Below are 18,552 nucleotides of genomic sequence, written 5' to 3'. Positions count from 1 at the left end.
CGATGCAACGATTTGACCTATCATGAGGTCTTTCCTCTTGATGATTGATGGTTATGACTGCCGACACCGCTACCTTGCCCGACGCTTTTGAAGACTGCCAGATGGTCGAAATCGATGGCCTGCACAGCTTCGATTTCAGCCTGGATGACCAGACGTTATCGATCATCTGCATGGACGGTCGCGTCGAGAAGCGCTGGAGTTTCACCCTGGAGCAAGTCAAGGCGGCGACCTTTGATCAAACCCTGCAAAGCTGGACACTTACCGATGACAAGGGCGAACACCGCCTGGTCTGCATGAGCGGCGTCACCGGCAACAATAATGACGAGGATGAAGCGGATGATGATGCGTAAATTCTGGCCCCTGCTGATGGCCGGCAGCGTAGGCGCGATGTCGGTCCAGGCCGCGCCGGTGGACACCTATGAATTGCTCGTTGGCAGCTACACCGCCGGCACCAGCGAAGGTATCTACCGTTTGCAGTTCGACAGCCGTACCGGGCAGTTCAGCGGCCAGCCGGTGCTCGCCGCCAAGGCGGCCAACCCGTCGTGGCTGACCCTGTCCAAGGACCAGAAGCACCTGTTTGTGGTCAACGAAAACGGCCCGGGCCAAAAAGACCCGGTGGGGCGCGTCAGCAGCTACAGCATCGACCCGAAGAACCATCAACTGACCCTGATCAACCAGGTGCAGAGCCTGGGCAACGAGCCGACCCATTCCAGCCTGGCCAGTGACGGGCGCTACCTGTTCGTGGCCAACTATTCGGTGCTGGAAGATCCGGGCGGCAGCCTCGCGGTGCTGCCGCTAGACACCGAAGGCAAGCTGTCGCCGCCGGTGCAGTTGAGCGGGCACCCGGCCAGCCGGGTCAACCCGGAGCGCCAGGCGTCCAACCACGTGCATTCGGTGGTGTCTTCGCCGGACGGCAAGTACGTGTTTGTCCAGGACCTGGGGGCGGACAAGATCTTTGCCTACCACTACGACCCCAAGGCCAACCACGAACTGCCGCTGACCCCGGCCGACCCTGCGTTTGTGCAATTGCCACCGGGCAGCGGCCCGCGGCACCTGCTGTTCACCGCAGACGGCAAGCACGCGTGGCTGACCACCGAGATGAGCGCGCAAGTGGCGGTGTTCGACTACAACGATGGCAAGCTGACCCAGAAGCAACTGGTCAACTTCGCGGATGGTCAGCCGGTGTCCGACAAGGCCGGCGCCGCGTTGCATGCCTCAAGTGACGGCAAGTTCCTCTACGTGAGCAACCGAGGCACCGCCAACCAGATGCTGGTGTTTGCCATCGACCCGGCCACTGCGCAGCTCAAAGAGATCCAGCGCCGGTCGGTGGAAGGTGACCATCCCCGGGAGTTCGCCCTGGACCCCAGCGGCAAGTTCCTGCTGATCGCCAACCAGAAGAGCAACGAGATTGTGGTCGTCGAGCGCGATCCCAAGACCGGTCTTTTGGGCAAAACCGTGCAGAAACTGGCGATTGATGCCCCCAGCGACCTCAAGTTCCTGGTGCGGCAATAAGCCACAGGCCCCGCAGTGCGGGGCCTGACTGGTTGTATTAATACTATTAATAGCGGCTAGTGTTTCAATGAATTTCTAAGGCTAACCCCTCGGGCGTAAGTTTGGTTCCAAGGCCAACACAGGCCACCAAGCCAACCGAACACAAGGGTTACCGACATGAACTTCAATCTTTTCTCGATCATCGCCGCTTCCGCTGTTTCCGCCACCGTAGCGTTGCCAGCCAGCGCCAGTGTTGAAATCAGCAGCAAAAAAACCAGCACCAGCGCCTACACCCAGAAATACCTGCAACAAAGCGCCAACTTCTATGCAGCGCTGGACCACAAAATCCAGAACTGATCTTGAAGCTGATGAAGATCAAATGTGGGAGCGGGCTTGCTCGCGAAAGCGCCGGGTCAGTCTATACATGGGCTGACTGATACACCGCCTTCGCGAGCAAGCCCGCTCCCACATTTTGTCCTGCGACAGTCTCAGGTTTTTGCCATCACGGCGATGAACAACGGCGATTCCAGAAACCGCTGCAACCAAGCTCGCAACCGCGGATACGGCGCCCGGCCAAACCACTCCCGATCCACATGGGCAAACTGCCGCACAAACGGTGCAAGTGCCACATCCGCCAGGCTCAAATGCCCGGCCAGCAAATACTCCCGCTCCGCCAGCAACCCCTCCAGCTTCATCAAAAACACCTCACCCTCGGCCCGATAATGCTCCATCGGATACTCCGGATAGCGCTCGGCATACTTGTATCGATTCAATTGATGTTTGAAGCCCTGATCATTCTCTTCAATCAGCGCCTGCGTCGCCCGATCATCCCCAAGCAACCAACCCTCAGGATCGTTCTTTGCCAGTGCCCAGCGCATGATCGCCAGGCTTTCATCGATCACCCGGCCATCCACGCTCAGCACCGGCACCGTGCCTTTGGGTGACAACGCCAGCATCTCAGCCGGCTTGGCCTTGAGGCTGACCTCGATGATCTGCACCGCCACCCCTGAATACCGCAGGGCCATCCGCGCCCGCATCGCATAGGGGCAACGGCGGAACGAATACAACACGGCCTCGCTCACTTGACCTCCAGGGTGCTCAAGCCATTGCCCTGGCGCTTGACCTGAATCTGCACCGGAATCCGCTCGTGCATTTCCTGCACATGGGAAATCACCGCCACCTTGCGGCCCTGGGCCTGCAAGCCGTCGAGGGCGTCCATCGCCAGTTGCAGCGACTCGGGGTCGAGACTGCCGAAGCCTTCGTCGATAAACAGCGACTCGATCTTCAACGTGCTCGACGCCATCGACGCCAGGCCCAAGGCCAGCGCCAGCGACACCAGGAACGTCTCGCCGCCGGACAACGAGTGCACCGAACGCAGTTCGTCGCCCATCTCCGTGTCGAGTACCAGCAGGCCGAGCATGCTGCCGCCGCGCTTGAGGCGGTAGCGGCGCACCAGTTGGCGCAGTTGGACGTTGGCGTGGTGCACCAGCAGGTCGAGGTTGTAGGCCTGGGCGATCTTGCGGAAGGTATCGCCGGTGGCCGAGCCGATCAGCGCATTCAGGCGTGCCCAGCGTTGCCATTCTTCGTAGGCCTTGGCGATCTCGGCCGCCAAGGCCTGGTTGGCATCCTGGCGGCGCTGGTCGTCGGCCTGTTGGGCGCGCAGTTCGGCGCAGTGTTTTTCGCCAATGATCAGCGCGGCATTGAGTTCGGCCAGGGCGCTGTCCAGTTGCTCGGCGTCGAGGTTGCCGTTGTGCAGCGCCTGGTGATCCTTGAGCCGCTGTTCGCGCTCTTGCAGCAACACCTTGGCCTGCTCGATGGCTTTTTCGCTGTGTTGCAGTTGCTGGCGTAGCTCGGCCACCTGCGGCTCATCGAAGGCCACCAGGCGTGCCAGGCCTTCGTCATCGAGTTCCGGGTGCAACGCGCGCCAGTCGCTCAGGCGCGTAGTGAGGGCCGCGTGTTCGGTTTCCAGGGACTGTTGGCGTTCTTGCAGCGATTTGAGGTCGGCGGCCAGTTGGATCAACTGGTTGCGGGTGTCCTGCAACTGTTGGTTGGCCTCGGCCTCATGTTGCCGCGCCTGGTCGACGGCCAGGTCCAATTGCTGTTGCCAGTGTTCGGCGCTGGAGTTTTCGCCCAGTAGGCCGGCGAGTTTTTCCTTGGCGGCGTGTTGCAGGGCGCTCTGTTCGGCGAGCTGTTTGTGCAAAGTCTCCAGCTGCTGCTGGCGATGTTGCTGGCGGTCCTGCTCTTTCTCGATGGCTTGCTGGCGCTGCAGCTGCTCGGCCAATTCTTCCTTTTGGTTGTCGAGCTGTTCCAGGCGCTGGCTGACCTGCTGGTCGAGCAACATGAAGGTCGCCGCCGGCTCGCTGCGCAGGCCTTCGAGGGTCTCGGTGGGCAGCAGGCTGGCGAAGGCGTTGAGTTCTTCGTCCAGGCGTTCGCGGTCGTTGGACAGTTCCCGTTGCTGGTCGATCAGTAACTGGCGCGCCTGTTGGCTGGCGTCCTGGGCGGCTTGCAGTTGTTGCTGCAAACGCCCGGCGTTCTGTTGCAGGTTGAGCAGGGCGCCCTGGCGTTGCTCGTCCTGGGTGAGGCTTTGGCTGAGCTGGCTCAGTTGCTGGGTGAGCCAGGCATCACGCTTGGCCGCGTCCTGGTTGAACAGCGAGGCCGACAGCGGATGGGCTTCAAGGCTTGGCAGCAAGGCCTGCAACTGGCTGGCGAGTTGCTCCTGTTGTTGCAGGAATTCCTTTTGCTGGGCGATCAGGCCGCCCACTTCGCCACGCAGGTCAGTGAGTTTTTCCTTGAGCACATCCACGGCTTGCTGCGCGTTGGCTTCTTCGCTTTCGTCGTGGCGGGTCAGGCTTTGCAGCATGGCTTCGGGCTGGTGATACGGGTGCTCGACGCTGCCGCACACCGGGCACGGCTGCTCATCCTGAAGCTGGCCGCGCAATTCCTCGACGCTGGCACTGCGGGCCAGGCGCTGGCGCTCCAGCAGTTGCTTGGTGACGGTCAGGGTCTGTTCGGCGACGGCCAGCTCGGTCTTGGCCTGCAAGCCGCTCTGGTTCAACAGTTCGCGTTGTTGCTGGGCGAGGGTCTGCTTTTGCGTCAGGGCCTGGCTCTGGCTGTCGAGTTGCTGATGGCTGTTCCACAGCCGCGCCAGGTCCTCAAACGCGCGATGTTGCTTGCGGTTGTCCTGGAGCAGGCTGCCGAGCAACTGGATCTGTTCGGCCACTGCATGGGGTTCGGCGCCGGCTTCGTGGTACAGCAGGTCAAGGGCTTCGCGTTGCTCGGTCCATTTTTCACCGAGACGGGTGGCGCGCTCTTCCAGTTGTGGCAGTTCGGCCTGGCCTTTATTGAGGCGATTGCCGATCAGCATCAGCTGTTGCAAGCGGTCGCGGTAGGCGCTCCAGGCCTCACTCAACGGCGCGAGGGCGGCGCTGCGTTCAAGCTCTGCGGCCAGCCGGTGCAGGCGCTCGGCGACAACTTTCTGCTTGTCGAGCAAGCCGGTCAACGTCGCCTGGCCTTCCACGCAGGCAGCTTCACCCAGCTGCTTCTCTTCGCTGCGTTTGGCCAGCTCACGGGTCAAGTGGGCGAGGGTGGTTTGCTCCTCGAAGGCCTGGCGCAGCAAGGGCACAGCGTCGGCTTGCTGCTTGAGGGCCTGGGCGAGGGCGGCTTGCACGTCGGCCTGTTGCTGTTGCAGTTGGGTCTGGCGGGTGTGCAACGCGGTTTGTTGCTCAAGGTGCTGCTGGATTTGCGCGGCAAGGGGCTGCAACTGCGTGGTCAGTTCGGCCTGGCGGGCGAAGTGGTGACGTTGCGGCGCCAGTTGTTCCAGGCGGCTGAGGTCCAGGCGCTGCGGGCCCTGGCTTGCCCAGTGTTGCTGGGCCTGTTGCAGTTGCTCGACCGCACTTTGTTGGCGCTCCTGCCACTCCCGCAGTTCCTTCAGCCAGGTGTGCTGCAACTCGAGTTGCTTGAGTTGCGCCTGCTGGGTCTTGAGCTGTTGCTGTGCGGCGGCCAGCTGTTCGTCGAGTTCGGCGCGGGCCTCGGGGGCCAGCGGGGTGACGCCGGTAGCCTGGTCCTGCAGGTGTTTGTGGGCGTCCCGGGCGTCCTTGGCTTTGTCGAAGGCGCGGCGACCGAGTTGGGTGTAGAGCGCAGTGTCGGTGAGCTTTTCCAGCAGTTCGCTGCGCTCGTTGTCGTTGGCCTTGAGGAACGCGCTGAACTCACTTTGCGCGAGCAACACCGCGCGGGTGAACTGCTCGAAGTTCAGGCCCAGGGCCAATTCCAGCTGGGTCTTGTATTCGGTTTTCTGGCTGGCCAGCAGTTGCTCGCTGTCCAGGTCGATCAGGCTTTGCCGGCTGGCTTGCAGCTTGCCGCTGGCCTTGTCCCGGGCGCGGTTGGCTTCCCAGCGGGCGCGGTAGCGACGGCCACTGACGCCGACAAAATCCACTTCGGCATAACCGCCGCCAGTGCCCCGGCGAATCAGGGTGCGTGGGTCACCGATGGAAATATCGGTGTCGGCATCCGGCATTTTTGCCTGGCCGGTATCGCCCAGGCGCGGCACGGCGCCAAACAGCGCCAGGCACAGCGCATCGAGCAAGGTACTTTTACCGGCGCCGGTGGGCCCGGTAATCGCGAACAGCCCGGCGCTGGCCAGGGGCTCGGCGGTAAAGTCGATTTCAAACGGACCCGCCAAAGAGGCGAGGTTTTTCAGGCGAATGGCGAGGATCTTCATGGCTGTTCACCCTCCTGTTGCACTTCCTGGAGCAGCACGGCGAAGTCCTTCAGGGTCTGTTCGTCCACTTCACTGCCGTAGCTTTCCTGCCAGGCGCGGCTGAACAATTCCTGGGGCGTGAGCTGGTCGAGTTCGATCAGGCGGTCTTCCTGGCTGTCTTCACGGCCTCCGTTGCCTGCGTATTCAGCGGCGATGCGCACCAGGCGCACGGCCTTGCCTTGCAGGGCGTTTTCCACCTGCTGGCGCAGGTCGGGTTGCGGTTCGTCGAGGCGCACCCGCACTTCCAGCCACGGTTGGCGCTGGGTTTCGGCCAGCAGGTCGATGTCGGGCAGGTCGGCCAGTTGCTTGAGGATGTCGGCCAGGGGCGCGGCTTCCAGGCGTTGCAGGTTGACCGAGCGCGGGATCAGGCGGGATTCGACGCTGACCAGGATTTCGCCGTCCAGTTGCACGTCGAGGATCTGGTGCTGGTAGCCGATTTCCGAGAATGACAGCGGAATCGGTGAGCCGCAGTAGCGAATCCGCTCCTCGCCATTCACCCGCTGGGGTTTATGCAAATGGCCGAGGGCCACATAGCTGACGCTGGCATCGAACAGGCTGGCGGGCAGCGCTTCGGCATTGCCGATGATCAGGCTGCGCTCGGAGTCTTCCGACACCGAGCCGCCGGCCATGTGCGCATGGCTGATGGCAACCAGTGCCTGGCCCGGCTGGCGCTTGGCGTTGGCGGCAGCAATCAGCCACTCGTGAACCTGGCCGATGCCCCGCAGGTAATCGTCCCCCAGTTGGGCGCCGGTCACTTCGGCCGGGCGCAGGAACGGCAATGCCAGGCACCAGCCGGCAATTTCACCGTCGGCACCGGGCAATGGAATCAGCAGGCGTTCGACATCCAGTTGTCCGTCATCCAGCCACAGCACCCGGCCCAATGCGTGGGTGCGCAGGCGGCGCATCAACGGCGCCGGCAGTTCGATGCGCGAGCCGGAGTCGTGGTTGCCGGCGATCATCACGATGGTCAGTGCAGGGTTTTGCTCATGGGCGCTGATGATGAAGTCGTACAGCCGCTCCTGGGCCTTGAGTGGCGGGTTGACCGTGTCGAAAATATCGCCGGCGATCAACAGCACGTCAGGGCGATGCAGGCCCAACTGGCCCAGCAGCCAGTCGAGGAAGCAGGCGTGTTCGAAGTCGCGTTCCTGGCCGTGCAGGTTTTGCCCAAGGTGCCAGTCGGAGGTATGAAACAGACGCAAGGCGATCTCCGTAAAAAAGAGGGTGACCGCTCAAGACAAGGTGGCGGTACGCAGAACCGCCAATTCTACTTTGCAAATGAACCTAGTGCGCGTACGCCCTGCTTTTTGTGGTGAGGAGCTTGCGGTGGTGAAGGAGAGTGCTGTGGTGAGGGAGCAAGCTCCCTCACCACAGCAAGCTGTCTCACACTCATTGAGGTGTCTGGCGAAGTTAAACGTCGCGCATCAAAAGGCCGAAACGCAGGTCCATCTCCGCCGGGATCGGCAAATACACCGTATGCCCGTCGCCCGGCGCCACCGCGATGGCCTCGCCCTTGGCGTTGTGCAATGAGCCCAGGTCAAAGTGGAAATTCCCCGCCGGGGTCATCAGTTCCAGGTGATTGCCCACGGCAAAACGGTTCTTGACCTTGACCTCGGCCAGTTCGCCGCGCCGTTCACCGGTCAGTTCGCCGACGAACTGCTGGCGTTCGGACACCGAGCTGCCGTTCTGATAGTTCTGATACTCATCGTGCACGTGCCGGCGCAGGAAACCCTCGGTGTAGCCGCGCTGGGCCAGGGATTCGAGGTTGGTCATCAAGCCCCGGTCAAAGTCGCGCCCGGCCACCGCGTCATCAATCGCCTGGCGATATACCTGGGTGGTGCGGGCGCAGTAAAAGTGGGATTTGGTGCGGCCTTCGATCTTCAACGAGTGCACGCCCATGCGCGTCAGCCGCTCGACGTGCTGCACCGCCCGCAGGTCCTTGGCGTTCATGATGTAGGTGCCGTGTTCATCTTCGAAGGCGGGCATCTGTTCGTCGGGGCGATTGGCCTCCTGCAGCAGGAACACCTGGTCGGTGGGCGCACCGAGGCCCAGGGTCGGCTCGGGCGCATAGTGCTGCACGATGTCGCCGGCGGCGTTTTCCACCGCAGGCGTCGCCTGGTATTTCCAGCGGCAGGCGTTGGTGCAGGTGCCCTGGTTGGCATCCCGCTTGTTCATGTAGCCCGACAGCAGGCAGCGCCCGGAATAGGCCATGCACAGCGCACCGTGCACAAACACTTCCAGCTCCATGGCGGGGACTTGCTGGCGAATCTCGTCGATTTCCTCCAGCGACAACTCCCGGGACAGGATGATCCGGCAGATGCCCTGCGCCTGCCAGAATTCGACGCTGGCCCAGTTCACCGTATTGGCCTGCACCGACAGGTGGATCGGCATGTGCGGGAAGTGCCGGCGCACCAGCATGATCAGGCCCGGGTCGGACATGATCAGCGCATCCGGGCCCATGGCGATCACCGGGGCAAGGTCCTTGAGGAAGGTTTTCAGCTTGGCGTTGTGAGGCGCGATGTTGACCACCACATAGAACCGCTTGCCCTGGGCCTGGGCTTCCTGGATGCCGAGGGCGAGGTTGGCGTGGTCGAACTCGTTATTGCGCACCCGCAGGCTGTAGCGCGGTTGCCCGGCGTAGACGGCATCGGCACCGTAGGCAAAGGCATAACGCATGTTTTTCAGGGTGCCGGCGGGGGCGAGCAGTTCGGGGGCGATAACGGGAGGCATGGGTTCGGGTCGCAAAAGGGCGGCAGGGTAGCCGGGCCGGGTGCGCAGTTTATTGATCCAGGTCTAATAAGTAGGGCACTCGCGGGATTTGCAGTGGACTAAACATCAAGGCGCACATGAGCGCCTGGTGTTTTAGACATGGACCGAACATGAACCAAACCAACCTGCAATTCAAAACCCTGCTGTTACTGCTCGCCCTGGTGACCATCGCGTTTATCTGGATTTTGCTGCCGTTCTACGGCGCGGTCTTCTGGGCGGTGATCCTGGGGATCATCTTTGCGCCGATGCAACGGCGCTTCCAGCAACGTTTTGGCTGGAACCGCAATCTCACATCCCTGGCAACCCTGACGGTGTGCCTGATAATCGCGATTCTGCCGGTGATCATCACCAGTGCCTTGCTGGTGCAGGAGGGCGCGACGCTTTACAAGAACGTCGAGAGCGGCAAGCTCGACGTTGCCGGGTATATCGAGCAGTTCAAGAACTTCCTGCCACCGTATTTCCAGCATCTGCTGGACCGCTTCGGCATGGGCAACCTGGAAGGCCTGCGGGAGAAGATCGTCAAGAGTGCGATGCAGGGCAGCCAGTTTTTTGCGACCCAGGCGTTCAGCTTCGGCCAGGGCACGTTTGATTTCCTGGTGAGTTTTTTCATCATGCTGTACTTGCTGTACTTCCTGCTGCGCGATGGCCCCGAGCTGGTGCGCAAGGTGCGCACCGCGGTGCCGCTGGCCGAACCGCAGAAGCGTCGCCTGCAATTGAAGTTCAACCGGGTGGTGCGTGCCACGGTGAAAGGCAACGTGCTGGTAGCGGTCACGCAAGGCGCGTTGGGTGGTTTGATCTTCTGGTTCCTGGACATTCCCAGCGCGTTGCTCTGGGCGGTGTTGATGGCGTTTCTGTCGCTGCTGCCGGCGGTGGGCGCGGGGATCGTGTGGGGGCCGGTGGCGGCGTACTTCCTGCTGAGCGGGTCGATCTGGCAGGGCGTGGTGCTCGGGTTGTTCGGGGTATTTGTGATCGGGCTGGTGGACAATGTGCTAAGGCCCATCCTGGTGGGCAAGGACACCCGCATGCCGGATTACCTGATCCTTATCTCAACCTTGGGCGGCCTGTCGATCTTTGGCTTGAACGGCTTTGTCATCGGGCCACTGATTGCTGCGTTGTTCATGTCCAGCTGGGCGCTGTTTGTGGAAACCAAACCGCGGGTGCAACTGCCTTAGGCATGAAAGCAATGCGCCATTTTGACCGACAGGGCCTGGGCGGCCGGTAATGAAGTGAGTGGGCCGCTGATGGCTTCGCCATCGCGTACCAGGTACCAGCAGGCGAGCAAGCCAAGCTCCCGCAGAGAGGCGGGAACGGCACTGCCGATGACAGACATGATTTGAATAGTGGGCATGATGACCTCCGATACGCTATGGAGGTGACATTACGGTGCGTAGGCCTTCAGGGAAAATCAACCTGCTCGATAGTCGACATCACTGTTATCGAGCGACCCTCAGTCAGTCGACCACCTGGTCGAGCATATGCACCACTTCCTGTTCACTGAGCAGGCCCTTGCGCACCAGGTTTTCCGTCAGCAAGGACAGGAACTTGGCGTTGCGATGGCCTTCCAGGGCCTTGAGCTCCGTCAGTACGCTATAGACCTTGCTCGAGGTGCAGAGGCCGGCGGTGCGATGTGGGTTTTGCGTGGGCATGGGCAATCGTCCTTGTTGTTATTGGTCGGACAGTGTTGATAGTGGAAGCCTTTTGAGACACAAACATGACAGCGCAGGCCCCGTTCGGGCAAGCGCCTATTGAGATCAATGATGTGGGATTTGGCCACAGCCATTGTCCTTATAACGACCTTGGCGAGATTTATTCAGACCTGCAGGCCAAAAAAAGGCCCCGCTTTTAGGGCGGAGCCTGTTCAGGTGTATCAGTTGAGGCTTACCAGCCGCGACCGTAATAGCCGTGTGGAGGGCCGTAGTAGCCGCGCGGTGGGCCGTAGTAGACCGGCGCCGGGCGGTAATAAACCTGTTGTTGCACATACACAGGCGGTGGCGGTGCGTAGTAGACCGGCGGCGGAGCGGCATACACCGGCTGCGGCTGGACATACACCGGTTGTTGCACGTAGACCGGCCGCGATTGGCTGGCGACGATCGAGCCGCCTACCACTGCACCAACAACGGCTCCCAGTGCGAGCGGAGCACCCCAACCACCACCGTGGGCGGAGGCCTGTCCTGCCATAGCGAGTGCGCCGATCAGCAAGGCGATCTTGGGGAGTTTACGAATCATGGTCATTCCTCGGTTAGCCCCTGCGCTCATGGTCTGCAATCAATCGACTCAAGGATTGTCGCGGGGATACTTTTAAGACAGCGTATTTCTAAAAAACAGCACAGCCGATAGGTAAAGGTTGTGTAAGGTCTGTATCGGTTGGCTTACACAAGTGGCCGGGCACAGTGCGTATGATCCATGAGAACCCGCCGGCGCGGGTATTCCGTCTATCCGAAACCGCCTCTGGAATGGCTTCAAGGAGTTACCGATGCAGATGAACCCCAACAAGGACACCCAACTGTGCATGTCACTGTCGGCGCGCCCAGGGAACTTTGGCCTGCGCTTTCATAACCACCTGTATGAGCAGTTGGGGTTGAATTTCTACTACAAGGCCTTCAGTAGCCACGACCTGCCGGGCGCCGTCGGTGGCATTCGGGCCTTGGGCATTCGGGGTTGTGGCGTGTCGATGCCGTTCAAGGAAGCCTGTATTGCCCTGGTGGATGAGCTGGACGATTCGGCGCGGGCCATTGCGTCAATCAATACCATCGTCAACACCGACGGGCATTTGAAGGCCTACAACACCGATTACATCGCCATCGAGCAACTGCTGCACAAGCACCAGGTGCCCAAGGACTCGACCTTCGCCCTGCGCGGCAGCGGCGGCATGGCCAAGGCGGTGGCCAGTGCCTTGCGCGATGGCGGCTACGCCAAGGGCGTGATCGTGGCGCGCAATGAAGACGCGGGCCGGGCGCTGGCCCAGAGCCTGGGGTATGAGTGGCAGGCGCAGTTGGGTGCCTTGCGCCCGCAGATGCTGGTCAACGTGACGCCGATTGGCATGACCGGAGGGGCGGAAGCGGATCAGTTGGCGTTTGAAGCTGACGCGGTTGATGCGGCCGAGACGGTCTTCGATGTGGTGGCGATTCCCTCGGAAACCCCACTGATCCTGCGTGGACGGGCCCAGGGCAAACGAGTGATCACCGGTTTGGAAGTGATCGCCATCCAAGCGTTGGAGCAGTTCGTGCTGTACACCGGCGTGCGGCCGACGGATGAACAGTTTCAGGCGGCGGTGGCATTTGCCCGGAGCTGAGCATCACCGCTGGCGGTGTGGAGAGTGAGCTTGCTGTGGCGAGGGAGCTTGCTTTGGAGAGTGAGTTTTTGTGGCGAGGGAGCTTGCTCCCGCTGGGTTGCGCAGCAGCCCCAAGAAAATGGGAGCGCTACGCACTCCAGCGGGAGCAAGCTCCCTCGCCACAGCAAGCTCCCTCGCCACAAAAGCCCACTCACCACAAACATTACTCGAGCCGCGAAAGGCGCTCTTCCAGCGCCGCAATCCGCGCTTCCAGCTCTTCGATACGCTCCAGGGAAACCCCACTTCCCGCACCACGCTCCACCGGATTCCCACGTGCCGCCAGGATCGCTTCAATGTCCGCCGGGTCGCCCAGGGCGTGCATGTACCGATCTTCCCGCTGCCCCGACTGACGCGGCACCAACAACGCCAGCCCACGGGCAATCAGGCGTTCCAGTTGATGCACCACCTGCTCGGCGTCTTCAAAGTCATGCATGCGCCCGCTGCGGGTCAGCAGTTCGTTGACCGTCTGCGGCCCCCGCAGGAACAGCAACCCGCTGAGAATCACCTGGGCCGGCACCAGCTCCAGCGCCTTGTCCACCCGATGCTCCCAGCGGTCGGCGCGGCTGCCCATCACCAGCCGGGTAAACCCGCGGCCTTCCAGGGCCCGCAGGCTCTGGCCAACCTGGCCCTGGCTGAGGTTCATCACCGGTTCGCGGCTGGTTTTCTGGTTACAGGCGATCACCAGCGCGTTGAGGGTCAACGGGTAGGTTTCGGGGCTGGTGGCCTGTTTTTCGATCAGGCAGCCAAGGATGCGGATTTCCGTGCTGTTCAGGCGCGGTTCTTCGGAAGTGGTGTCGTGCTCGGTGGTCATCGCGCTTTCCCTAATGCAGTGAGCTCACTAGCCTAATCCTGAAAAAATAAAAGACAAGCGGCGCCGGTGGCCGGCATGTCTATAATCGCGGCTGTTTCAAACCCTGCCACAACTGTCGAGACTGTCATGACTATTTCCCTGTACGCCGCTTCCCTCCCGGTCTTCAAGCAAATGCTCAACGCCCTGAGCGATGTGCTGAACAAGGCCGAGGCCCACGCCACCGCCAAGAACATCGACCCGAACGCCTTCCTGCAGGCACGCCTGTACCCGGACATGTTCCCGCTGGTGCGCCAGGTGCAGATCGCCGTCGACTTCGCCAAAGGCGTTTCTGCCCGCCTGGCTGAAATCGAAGTTCCGAAATACGACGATACAGAAGTCACCTTCGCCGACCTGCAAGCGCTGATCGCCAAGGTCCTGGCGTTTATCGACACCATCACCCCGGCCCAGGTCGACGGTAAAGAAGGCATCGAGATCATCACTCGCCCTGGCACCCCGAAAGAGAAGCGCTTCAGCGGCCAGTCGTACCTGCTGAGCTACGGCCTGCCGCAGTTCTTCTTCCACGTCACCACCGCTTACGCCTTGCTGCGTCACAACGGCGTGGAAGTGGGCAAGCGCGACTACATGGGCGCGTTCTAAGCCTTGTAATAAAAAAGCCCAGGGCGGTTCATTCACGAACCGCCCTGGGCTTTTTTGTGCGCGCAAGGTCTACGCGGCTTGTTCTTCCTTGCCCAGGCACGCGGCAGCGGTGAACAACACGTCGGTGGACGAGTTCAGTGCGGTCTCCGCCGAATCCTGCAACACGCCGATGATGAAGCCCACGGCCACCACCTGCATGGCGATTTCGCTGGGAATGCCGAACAGGCTGCACGCCAGCGGGATCAACAGCAGCGAGCCCCCGGCAACCCCCGACGCGCCGCAGGCACACACCGCCGCGACCACGCTGAGCAGCACGGCGGTGGGGATGTCCACGGCAATGCCCAGGGTGTGCACGGCGGCCAGGGTCAGCACGGTGATGGTGATGGCTGCGCCGGCCATGTTGATGGTGGCGCCCAGCGGGATCGACACCGAGTAGGTGTCTTCATGCAGGCCCAGGCGCTTGCTCAACGCCAGGTTGACCGGAATGTTGGCCGCCGAACTGCGGGTGAAAAACGCGGTGATCCCGCTTTCCCGCAGGCACATCAGCACCAGCGGGTAAGGGTTGCGGCGCAGCTTCCAGAACACGATGGCCGGGTTGATCACCAGCGCGACGAACAGCATGCAGCCGATCAACACCAAAAGCAGGTGTGCGTAGCCCAGCAGGGCGCCGAAGCCGGACGTGGCGAGGGTCGAGGCCACCAGGCCGAAAATCCCCAGGGGCGCGAAGCGGATCACCATGCGCACGATCAGCGTGACGCCGTTGGACAGGTCCCCCAGCACGGTGCGGGTGGTGTCGCTGGCATGGCGAATGGCGATGCCCATGCCGATGGCCCACGCCAGGATACCGATGAAATTGGCGTTCATCAGCGCGCTGACCGGGTTGTCCACCACGCTCAGCAACAGGCTTTGCAACACATCACCGATACCGCCGGGAGGGCTGACGGCCACATCGTGGGTGGCCAGCACCAGCGAGGAGGGGAACAGCGTGCTGGCGATCACCGCGACCACGGCGGCAGCGAACGTGCCCAGCAGGTACAGGAACAGGATCGGGCGGATATGGGTTTCCTGGCCGTGCTTGTGGCTGGCAATCGAGGCCATCACCAGCACAAATACCAGGATGGGCGCGACGGCCTTGAGCGCCGAGACAAAGACCTTGCCAATAAACCCGGTGGCTTGTGCGACGTCGGGCAACAGCAGGGCCAACAGGATACCGGCGATCAGGCCGATGACAATTTGGGTGACCAGGCTGATAGACATCAGGCGTTGGAAGAGGGAAGGGGCAGCAGTCATAAAAAGGTTGTCTCTGGTTTTTTTAATAGATGCAGCTAGGCAGCATGAATCTGACAGGAGCGAAGTCTAACATCTGTAGGAAACGTCTAATCCGGGTGCGGCGTTCCGTCACCACGCCGCTACACATTCTGTTAACATTGCCCATCCTCTTATTTCTTCTCTATCAGCGGGCCCTCCGGGCTGTCGTTGATGTCGCTGTTTTCTGGAGTTTTTGATGTTGTTTCCGATCCTGCTGTTGTCGGCAGCCGGTTTTACCGTGCTGACCACAGAGTTCATCATCGTCGGCCTGTTGCCTTCCATCGCCCGGGACCTCGATGTAAGCGTGTCCCAGGCCGGGTTGCTGGTGACGTTGTTCGCCTTCACCGTGGCGGCGTTTGGCCCGTTCCTCACCGCATATTTCGCCCGGTTCGAGCGCAAGCGGCTGTTTATCACGATCCTGATCATGTTCGGCCTGGCCAACACTCTGGCGGCGATGGCCTCGAATATCTGGGTTATGTCCCTGGCCCGGTTGATCCCGGCACTGGGGCTGCCGGTGTTCTGGGCCCTGGCCAGCGAAACAGCGGTGGACATTGTGGGGCCGGACTTCGCCGGTCGCGCGATTGAAAAAATCGGCTTCGGCATCGTGTGTGCCACGGTCTTCGGGATCCCGGTGGGCACGCTGATTTCCGATATGTTCGGCTGGCGCACCGCCTTTGGCATTCTTGCGGTGGTGGCGTTCGCCAAGGCCCTGCTGCTGTTTATCTACCTGCCGAAGACCCGGGCAAAGCACGACCAGGTCAGCCTGCGCTCGCAGTTCAAGATCTTGCGCAGCCCGCTGATGCAGGGCCATATCCTGCTGTCGATCCTGGTGTTCAGCGGGATGTTCACCGCCTACACCTACCTGGCAGACATTCTCGAACGCCTGGCGGGTTTTGACGGCACGGTAGTGGGCTGGTGCCTCATGGGCTTTGGCGCGGTCGGCCTGATCGGCAACTCTTTGGGCGGGCGCATGGTCGACCGTCATCCGCTGATTGCGTCGATGGTGTTCTGCGGTTTCATGATCGCCGGCATGGTGGCGCTGGTGCCCGCCATCCATTCCACGATCGGGTTGGCGGCGGCGATGGCGGTATGGGGCGTGACCCAGGCGGCATTGTTTCTGGTCAGCCATGTGCGACTGATGAAGGCCGCACCCCATGCGCCGGCGTTTGCCGCCTCGTTGAACATTGCCGGGGCCAACCTGGGGATTGGCCTGGGGGCGCTGGTGGGCGGGCACGTGATCGACACCCTGGGCCTGGGCAGCCTCGGGTTTGCCGCGGCGGGCTTTATCCTGTTGTCGATCCTGCTGGCGCTGTGGCTGATGACTGCCAAGACCCGCGCCGTCTGCGCCTGAGCCTTCAGGGCAGGGAAGTGAACAGCTCCCGTCTGGCACCTTCGGTAATCGCCACGATGCCGGGGTGCTTGACCTTGCGCTCCACCGAGATTGCATAAAACGATTCGGTCACCGCATCCGTCTGGCCGATCAGCGCCACGCCATACTGGCGCTCCACCTCGTCGGCAATCACGCTCGGCGCGATGAAAATCCCGCTGCCGGATTGGCCAAAGGCCTGCATCAACGCACTGTCGTCAAATTCCCCGACAATCCGAGGCTGGATCTGCTGCTCGGCAAACCAGCGCAGCAAACGGCTGCGCACCACCGTCTCCGCCCCCGGAATCAACAGCGGCGCACCCTGCAGGCATTGTGGGAAATCGCCGCGATGCTGGTCAGCCAATGCCTGGGTTGCGAAGAAACTGATGCCGCATTCCCCGAGCTTCTGGCTGTAGCCCTTGATGTCCAGGTGCGGCGGCATCGGGCTGTCGGAGATCACCAGATCCAGGCGCTGGATCGCCAGGTCCGCCAGCAAGCGTTCGAGTTTGTCTTCACGGCAGGTGATGCGGATCGGCTCGCTCAACTCCATGGTTGGCGCAATCAGCCGATAGACGATGGACTTGGGCACCACATCCGCGACGCCAACCCGGAACAGGATCTGCTGCTCATTGGGCTGGGTGCGCAACATCGCTTCAAGCTCATTGCCCAGCTGGAACATCTGCTCGGCATAGGGCAGCGCCTGGCGCCCGGCTTCGGTCAGCTCCAGCTGGCGCCCGACCTTCTGGAACAATGCCACGCCAAAGGTCTGTTCCAGCAGGCTGATCTGCCCGCTGATGGTCTGCGGCGTGAGGTTCAGTTGCTCGCAGGCGCGCACGATGCTGCCGGTCTTGGCGACGACCCAGAAGTAGTGCAGTTGTCGGTAATTGAGCATGGCGGCCAATACTTCGTGAAAACCGAAGTATAAACGAAAAAAATACGAATTTTCCTGAAGTGTTCCCCTGCATAGAATGCGTCGCTATCGAGGGGCCACTACTTGGACCCGACGGTTCTAACGAGGAACGCATCATGAAACTCAATTCCCTGGGCGCAACGGCGTTACTTGGGCTTTCATTAGTCATGCTCAGTGGCTGTGACCAAGCGGAAAAAAGCGCGCAACAACTGCTGGGCAAGGCCACCGAGTCGGCCAAGCAAGTGATTGACGACACCCACCAGGCCGCCGAGCAGGCGTTGAGTGACGCGACCAAGGGCTTGATCGCACCGCCGCAAGGCAAGCCGGACAAGCCGGAACAGGAAGACAGCAAGCCTGAGTCCACCTCCCAAGAAACCTGATACCCGCACACAACACCAGGAATGACCTATGGATTACCTTTTACAACTGGCCGCCAGCCCGACCGCGTGGATCGCACTGGCCACCCTGATCGTCATGGAGATCGTGCTGGGGATCGATAACCTGATCTTTATCTCGATTCTCACCAACAAGTTGCCGGTGAAGCACCGGGCCAAGGCCCGCCGCATCGGCATCAGCATGGCATTGATCCTGCGTCTGGGCCTGTTGAGCACCATCGCCTTTATCGTGCAGCTGACCGAGCCGGTCATCGACATCCTGGGGCAGTCGTTCTCCTGGAAAGACATGATCCTGATCGCCGGTGGCCTGTTCCTGGTGTGGAAGGCCACCACCGAGATCCATCACAGCATGGACCCCGAGAAGGAGCATGTGGACACCGGCGCGCCGAGCGTGACCCTGGGCTTCGCCTCGGCGATTGGCCAGATCCTGCTGCTGGACATGGTGTTTTCCATCGACAGCATCATCACCGCCGTGGGCATGACCGAGCACTTGCCGATCATGATCATTGCCGTGGTGGTCTCGGTGATCGTGATGTTGGTGGCGGCCGAGCCGCTGGCCAAGTTCATCAACGACAACCCGACCATCGTGATGTTGGCCCTGGGCTTCCTCATCATGATCGGTATGACGCTGATCGCCGAAGGTTTCGGCGCCCATGTGCCAAAAGGCTATGTGTATGCGGCCATGGCGTTCTCGGCGGCCATCGAATGCCTGAACATGATGCGACGCAACCGGCATAAACGGCTTGCTGCCAAACACTAAGGGCTGAACATAAAGGCCGACT

The 18,552-nt window shown here is 61.4% G+C and carries 19 protein-coding genes; 9 read left to right on the top strand and 10 right to left on the bottom strand.

What is annotated here, in order from left to right; all coding sequences use genetic code 11:
* Positions 1–53: 53 nt before the first annotated feature.
* From HX817_RS07000 to HX817_RS06990, 3 genes are all read left to right on the top strand, one after another.
* Positions 54–350, top strand: a complete 297-nt coding sequence (locus HX817_RS07000; RefSeq protein WP_003211207.1) for a DUF5629 family protein — start codon at positions 54–56, stop codon at positions 348–350.
* Complete coding sequence (locus tag HX817_RS06995; RefSeq protein WP_177040026.1) at positions 337–1,512, top strand: lactonase family protein; 1,176 nt, start codon at positions 337–339, stop codon at positions 1,510–1,512. The genes HX817_RS07000 and HX817_RS06995 overlap by 14 nt, the downstream gene beginning before the upstream one ends.
* A gap of 156 nt (positions 1,513–1,668) precedes the next feature.
* A complete protein-coding gene (locus HX817_RS06990; protein ID WP_003211212.1) occupies positions 1,669–1,848 on the top strand; it encodes a hypothetical protein in 180 nt (59 codons plus the stop codon).
* A gap of 131 nt (positions 1,849–1,979) precedes the next feature.
* Here HX817_RS06990 and HX817_RS06985 read toward each other — a convergent pair whose 3' ends face one another.
* The 4 genes from HX817_RS06985 to yegQ all read right to left on the bottom strand — a co-directional run bounded on the left by HX817_RS06985 (position 1,980) and on the right by yegQ (position 8,974).
* On the bottom strand, positions 1,980–2,573 hold the full coding sequence (locus tag HX817_RS06985) for a glutathione S-transferase (RefSeq protein WP_177040025.1): 594 nt from the start codon (positions 2,571–2,573) through the stop codon (positions 1,980–1,982).
* Positions 2,570–6,208 carry an AAA family ATPase gene (locus tag HX817_RS06980; protein WP_177040024.1) on the bottom strand — a complete coding sequence of 1,213 codons (3,639 nt, stop codon included), beginning with the start codon at positions 6,206–6,208 and terminating at the stop codon, positions 2,570–2,572. Before HX817_RS06980 ends, HX817_RS06985 begins: the two co-directional genes overlap by 4 nt.
* A complete protein-coding gene (locus HX817_RS06975) occupies positions 6,205–7,446 on the bottom strand; it encodes an exonuclease SbcCD subunit D C-terminal domain-containing protein (protein ID WP_177040023.1) in 1,242 nt (413 codons plus the stop codon). Before HX817_RS06975 ends, HX817_RS06980 begins: the two co-directional genes overlap by 4 nt.
* 208 nt (positions 7,447–7,654) lie before the next feature.
* Complete coding sequence (gene yegQ / locus HX817_RS06970; RefSeq protein ID WP_008435935.1) at positions 7,655–8,974, bottom strand: tRNA 5-hydroxyuridine modification protein YegQ; 1,320 nt, start codon at positions 8,972–8,974, stop codon at positions 7,655–7,657.
* A 149-nt stretch (positions 8,975–9,123) separates the two neighbouring features.
* On the opposite strand from yegQ, the gene HX817_RS06965 reads away from it, so the two are divergent.
* Entirely contained in the window at positions 9,124–10,185 is a 1,062-nt protein-coding gene (locus HX817_RS06965; RefSeq protein ID WP_003211223.1) for an AI-2E family transporter, read from the top strand.
* On the opposite strand, the gene HX817_RS06960 is transcribed toward HX817_RS06965, so the two are convergent.
* From HX817_RS06960 to HX817_RS06950, 3 genes are all read right to left on the bottom strand, one after another.
* Complete coding sequence (locus HX817_RS06960) at positions 10,182–10,361, bottom strand: hypothetical protein (RefSeq protein ID WP_003211225.1); 180 nt, start codon at positions 10,359–10,361, stop codon at positions 10,182–10,184. The two genes, HX817_RS06965 and HX817_RS06960, sit on opposite strands and share 4 nt — an antisense overlap.
* A gap of 103 nt (positions 10,362–10,464) precedes the next feature.
* Positions 10,465–10,659: a hypothetical protein gene (locus HX817_RS06955; RefSeq protein ID WP_003211226.1), complete on the bottom strand. Its 195-nt coding sequence runs from the start codon at positions 10,657–10,659 to the stop codon at positions 10,465–10,467.
* Positions 10,660–10,891: 232 nt separating this feature from the next.
* On the bottom strand, positions 10,892–11,245 hold the full coding sequence (locus tag HX817_RS06950; RefSeq protein ID WP_008435927.1) for a hypothetical protein: 354 nt from the start codon (positions 11,243–11,245) through the stop codon (positions 10,892–10,894).
* Positions 11,246–11,486: 241 nt separating this feature from the next.
* Between HX817_RS06950 and HX817_RS06945 the strand changes: the two genes are divergently transcribed.
* Entirely contained in the window at positions 11,487–12,305 is an 819-nt protein-coding gene (locus HX817_RS06945; RefSeq protein WP_177040022.1) for a shikimate 5-dehydrogenase, read from the top strand.
* Positions 12,306–12,507: 202 nt separating this feature from the next.
* Here the strand turns inward: HX817_RS06945 and HX817_RS06940 are convergent, their stop codons facing one another.
* Entirely contained in the window at positions 12,508–13,155 is a 648-nt protein-coding gene (locus HX817_RS06940) for a YceH family protein (RefSeq protein ID WP_003211232.1), read from the bottom strand.
* A 126-nt stretch (positions 13,156–13,281) separates the two neighbouring features.
* Between HX817_RS06940 and HX817_RS06935 the strand changes: the two genes are divergently transcribed.
* Positions 13,282–13,791 carry a DUF1993 family protein gene (locus HX817_RS06935; RefSeq protein WP_003211233.1) on the top strand — a complete coding sequence of 170 codons (510 nt, stop codon included), beginning with the start codon at positions 13,282–13,284 and terminating at the stop codon, positions 13,789–13,791.
* Between the two features lie 69 nt (positions 13,792–13,860).
* Here the strand turns inward: HX817_RS06935 and sstT are convergent, their stop codons facing one another.
* On the bottom strand, positions 13,861–15,081 hold the full coding sequence (gene sstT / locus HX817_RS06930) for a serine/threonine transporter SstT (RefSeq protein ID WP_003211235.1): 1,221 nt from the start codon (positions 15,079–15,081) through the stop codon (positions 13,861–13,863).
* Between the two features lie 214 nt (positions 15,082–15,295).
* Between sstT and HX817_RS06925 the strand changes: the two genes are divergently transcribed.
* Positions 15,296–16,450: an MFS transporter gene (locus HX817_RS06925; RefSeq protein WP_177009760.1), complete on the top strand. Its 1,155-nt coding sequence runs from the start codon at positions 15,296–15,298 to the stop codon at positions 16,448–16,450.
* Positions 16,451–16,454: 4 nt separating this feature from the next.
* On the opposite strand, the gene nhaR is transcribed toward HX817_RS06925, so the two are convergent.
* Positions 16,455–17,357: a transcriptional activator NhaR gene (gene nhaR / locus HX817_RS06920; protein ID WP_003211241.1), complete on the bottom strand. Its 903-nt coding sequence runs from the start codon at positions 17,355–17,357 to the stop codon at positions 16,455–16,457.
* Positions 17,358–17,491: 134 nt separating this feature from the next.
* Between nhaR and HX817_RS06915 the strand changes: the two genes are divergently transcribed.
* Positions 17,492–17,755 carry a hypothetical protein gene (locus HX817_RS06915; protein ID WP_023658942.1) on the top strand — a complete coding sequence of 88 codons (264 nt, stop codon included), beginning with the start codon at positions 17,492–17,494 and terminating at the stop codon, positions 17,753–17,755.
* Between the two features lie 28 nt (positions 17,756–17,783).
* Positions 17,784–18,530: a TerC family protein gene (locus tag HX817_RS06910; protein WP_087694101.1), complete on the top strand. Its 747-nt coding sequence runs from the start codon at positions 17,784–17,786 to the stop codon at positions 18,528–18,530.
* The last annotated feature ends 22 nt before the right edge of the window (positions 18,531–18,552 follow it).

Source organism: Pseudomonas sp. C6002, assembly GCF_013385805.1.
Lineage (GTDB): Bacteria > Pseudomonadota > Gammaproteobacteria > Pseudomonadales > Pseudomonadaceae > Aquipseudomonas.
Note: the sequence above shows the minus strand (reverse complement) of the source record. Positions and strands in the feature narration are given on the sequence as shown.

Coding starts and splice junctions, on each gene's coding strand:
- HX817_RS07000 (WP_003211207.1), top strand. CDS start 54: ATGACTGCCGACACCGCTACCTTGCCCGACGCTTTTGAAGACTGCCAG.
- HX817_RS06995 (WP_177040026.1), top strand. CDS start 337: ATGATGATGCGTAAATTCTGGCCCCTGCTGATGGCCGGCAGCGTAGGC.
- HX817_RS06990 (WP_003211212.1), top strand. CDS start 1,669: ATGAACTTCAATCTTTTCTCGATCATCGCCGCTTCCGCTGTTTCCGCC.
- HX817_RS06980 (WP_177040024.1), bottom strand. CDS start 6,208: ATGAAGATCCTCGCCATTCGCCTGAAAAACCTCGCCTCTTTGGCGGGT.
- yegQ (WP_008435935.1), bottom strand. CDS start 8,974: ATGCCTCCCGTTATCGCCCCCGAACTGCTCGCCCCCGCCGGCACCCTG.
- HX817_RS06965 (WP_003211223.1), top strand. CDS start 9,124: ATGAACCAAACCAACCTGCAATTCAAAACCCTGCTGTTACTGCTCGCC.
- HX817_RS06960 (WP_003211225.1), bottom strand. CDS start 10,361: ATGCCCACTATTCAAATCATGTCTGTCATCGGCAGTGCCGTTCCCGCC.
- HX817_RS06955 (WP_003211226.1), bottom strand. CDS start 10,659: ATGCCCACGCAAAACCCACATCGCACCGCCGGCCTCTGCACCTCGAGC.
- HX817_RS06950 (WP_008435927.1), bottom strand. CDS start 11,245: ATGACCATGATTCGTAAACTCCCCAAGATCGCCTTGCTGATCGGCGCA.
- HX817_RS06945 (WP_177040022.1), top strand. CDS start 11,487: ATGCAGATGAACCCCAACAAGGACACCCAACTGTGCATGTCACTGTCG.
- HX817_RS06940 (WP_003211232.1), bottom strand. CDS start 13,155: ATGACCACCGAGCACGACACCACTTCCGAAGAACCGCGCCTGAACAGC.
- HX817_RS06935 (WP_003211233.1), top strand. CDS start 13,282: ATGACTATTTCCCTGTACGCCGCTTCCCTCCCGGTCTTCAAGCAAATG.
- sstT (WP_003211235.1), bottom strand. CDS start 15,081: ATGACTGCTGCCCCTTCCCTCTTCCAACGCCTGATGTCTATCAGCCTG.
- HX817_RS06925 (WP_177009760.1), top strand. CDS start 15,296: ATGTTGTTTCCGATCCTGCTGTTGTCGGCAGCCGGTTTTACCGTGCTG.
- nhaR (WP_003211241.1), bottom strand. CDS start 17,357: ATGCTCAATTACCGACAACTGCACTACTTCTGGGTCGTCGCCAAGACC.
- HX817_RS06915 (WP_023658942.1), top strand. CDS start 17,492: ATGAAACTCAATTCCCTGGGCGCAACGGCGTTACTTGGGCTTTCATTA.
- HX817_RS06910 (WP_087694101.1), top strand. CDS start 17,784: ATGGATTACCTTTTACAACTGGCCGCCAGCCCGACCGCGTGGATCGCA.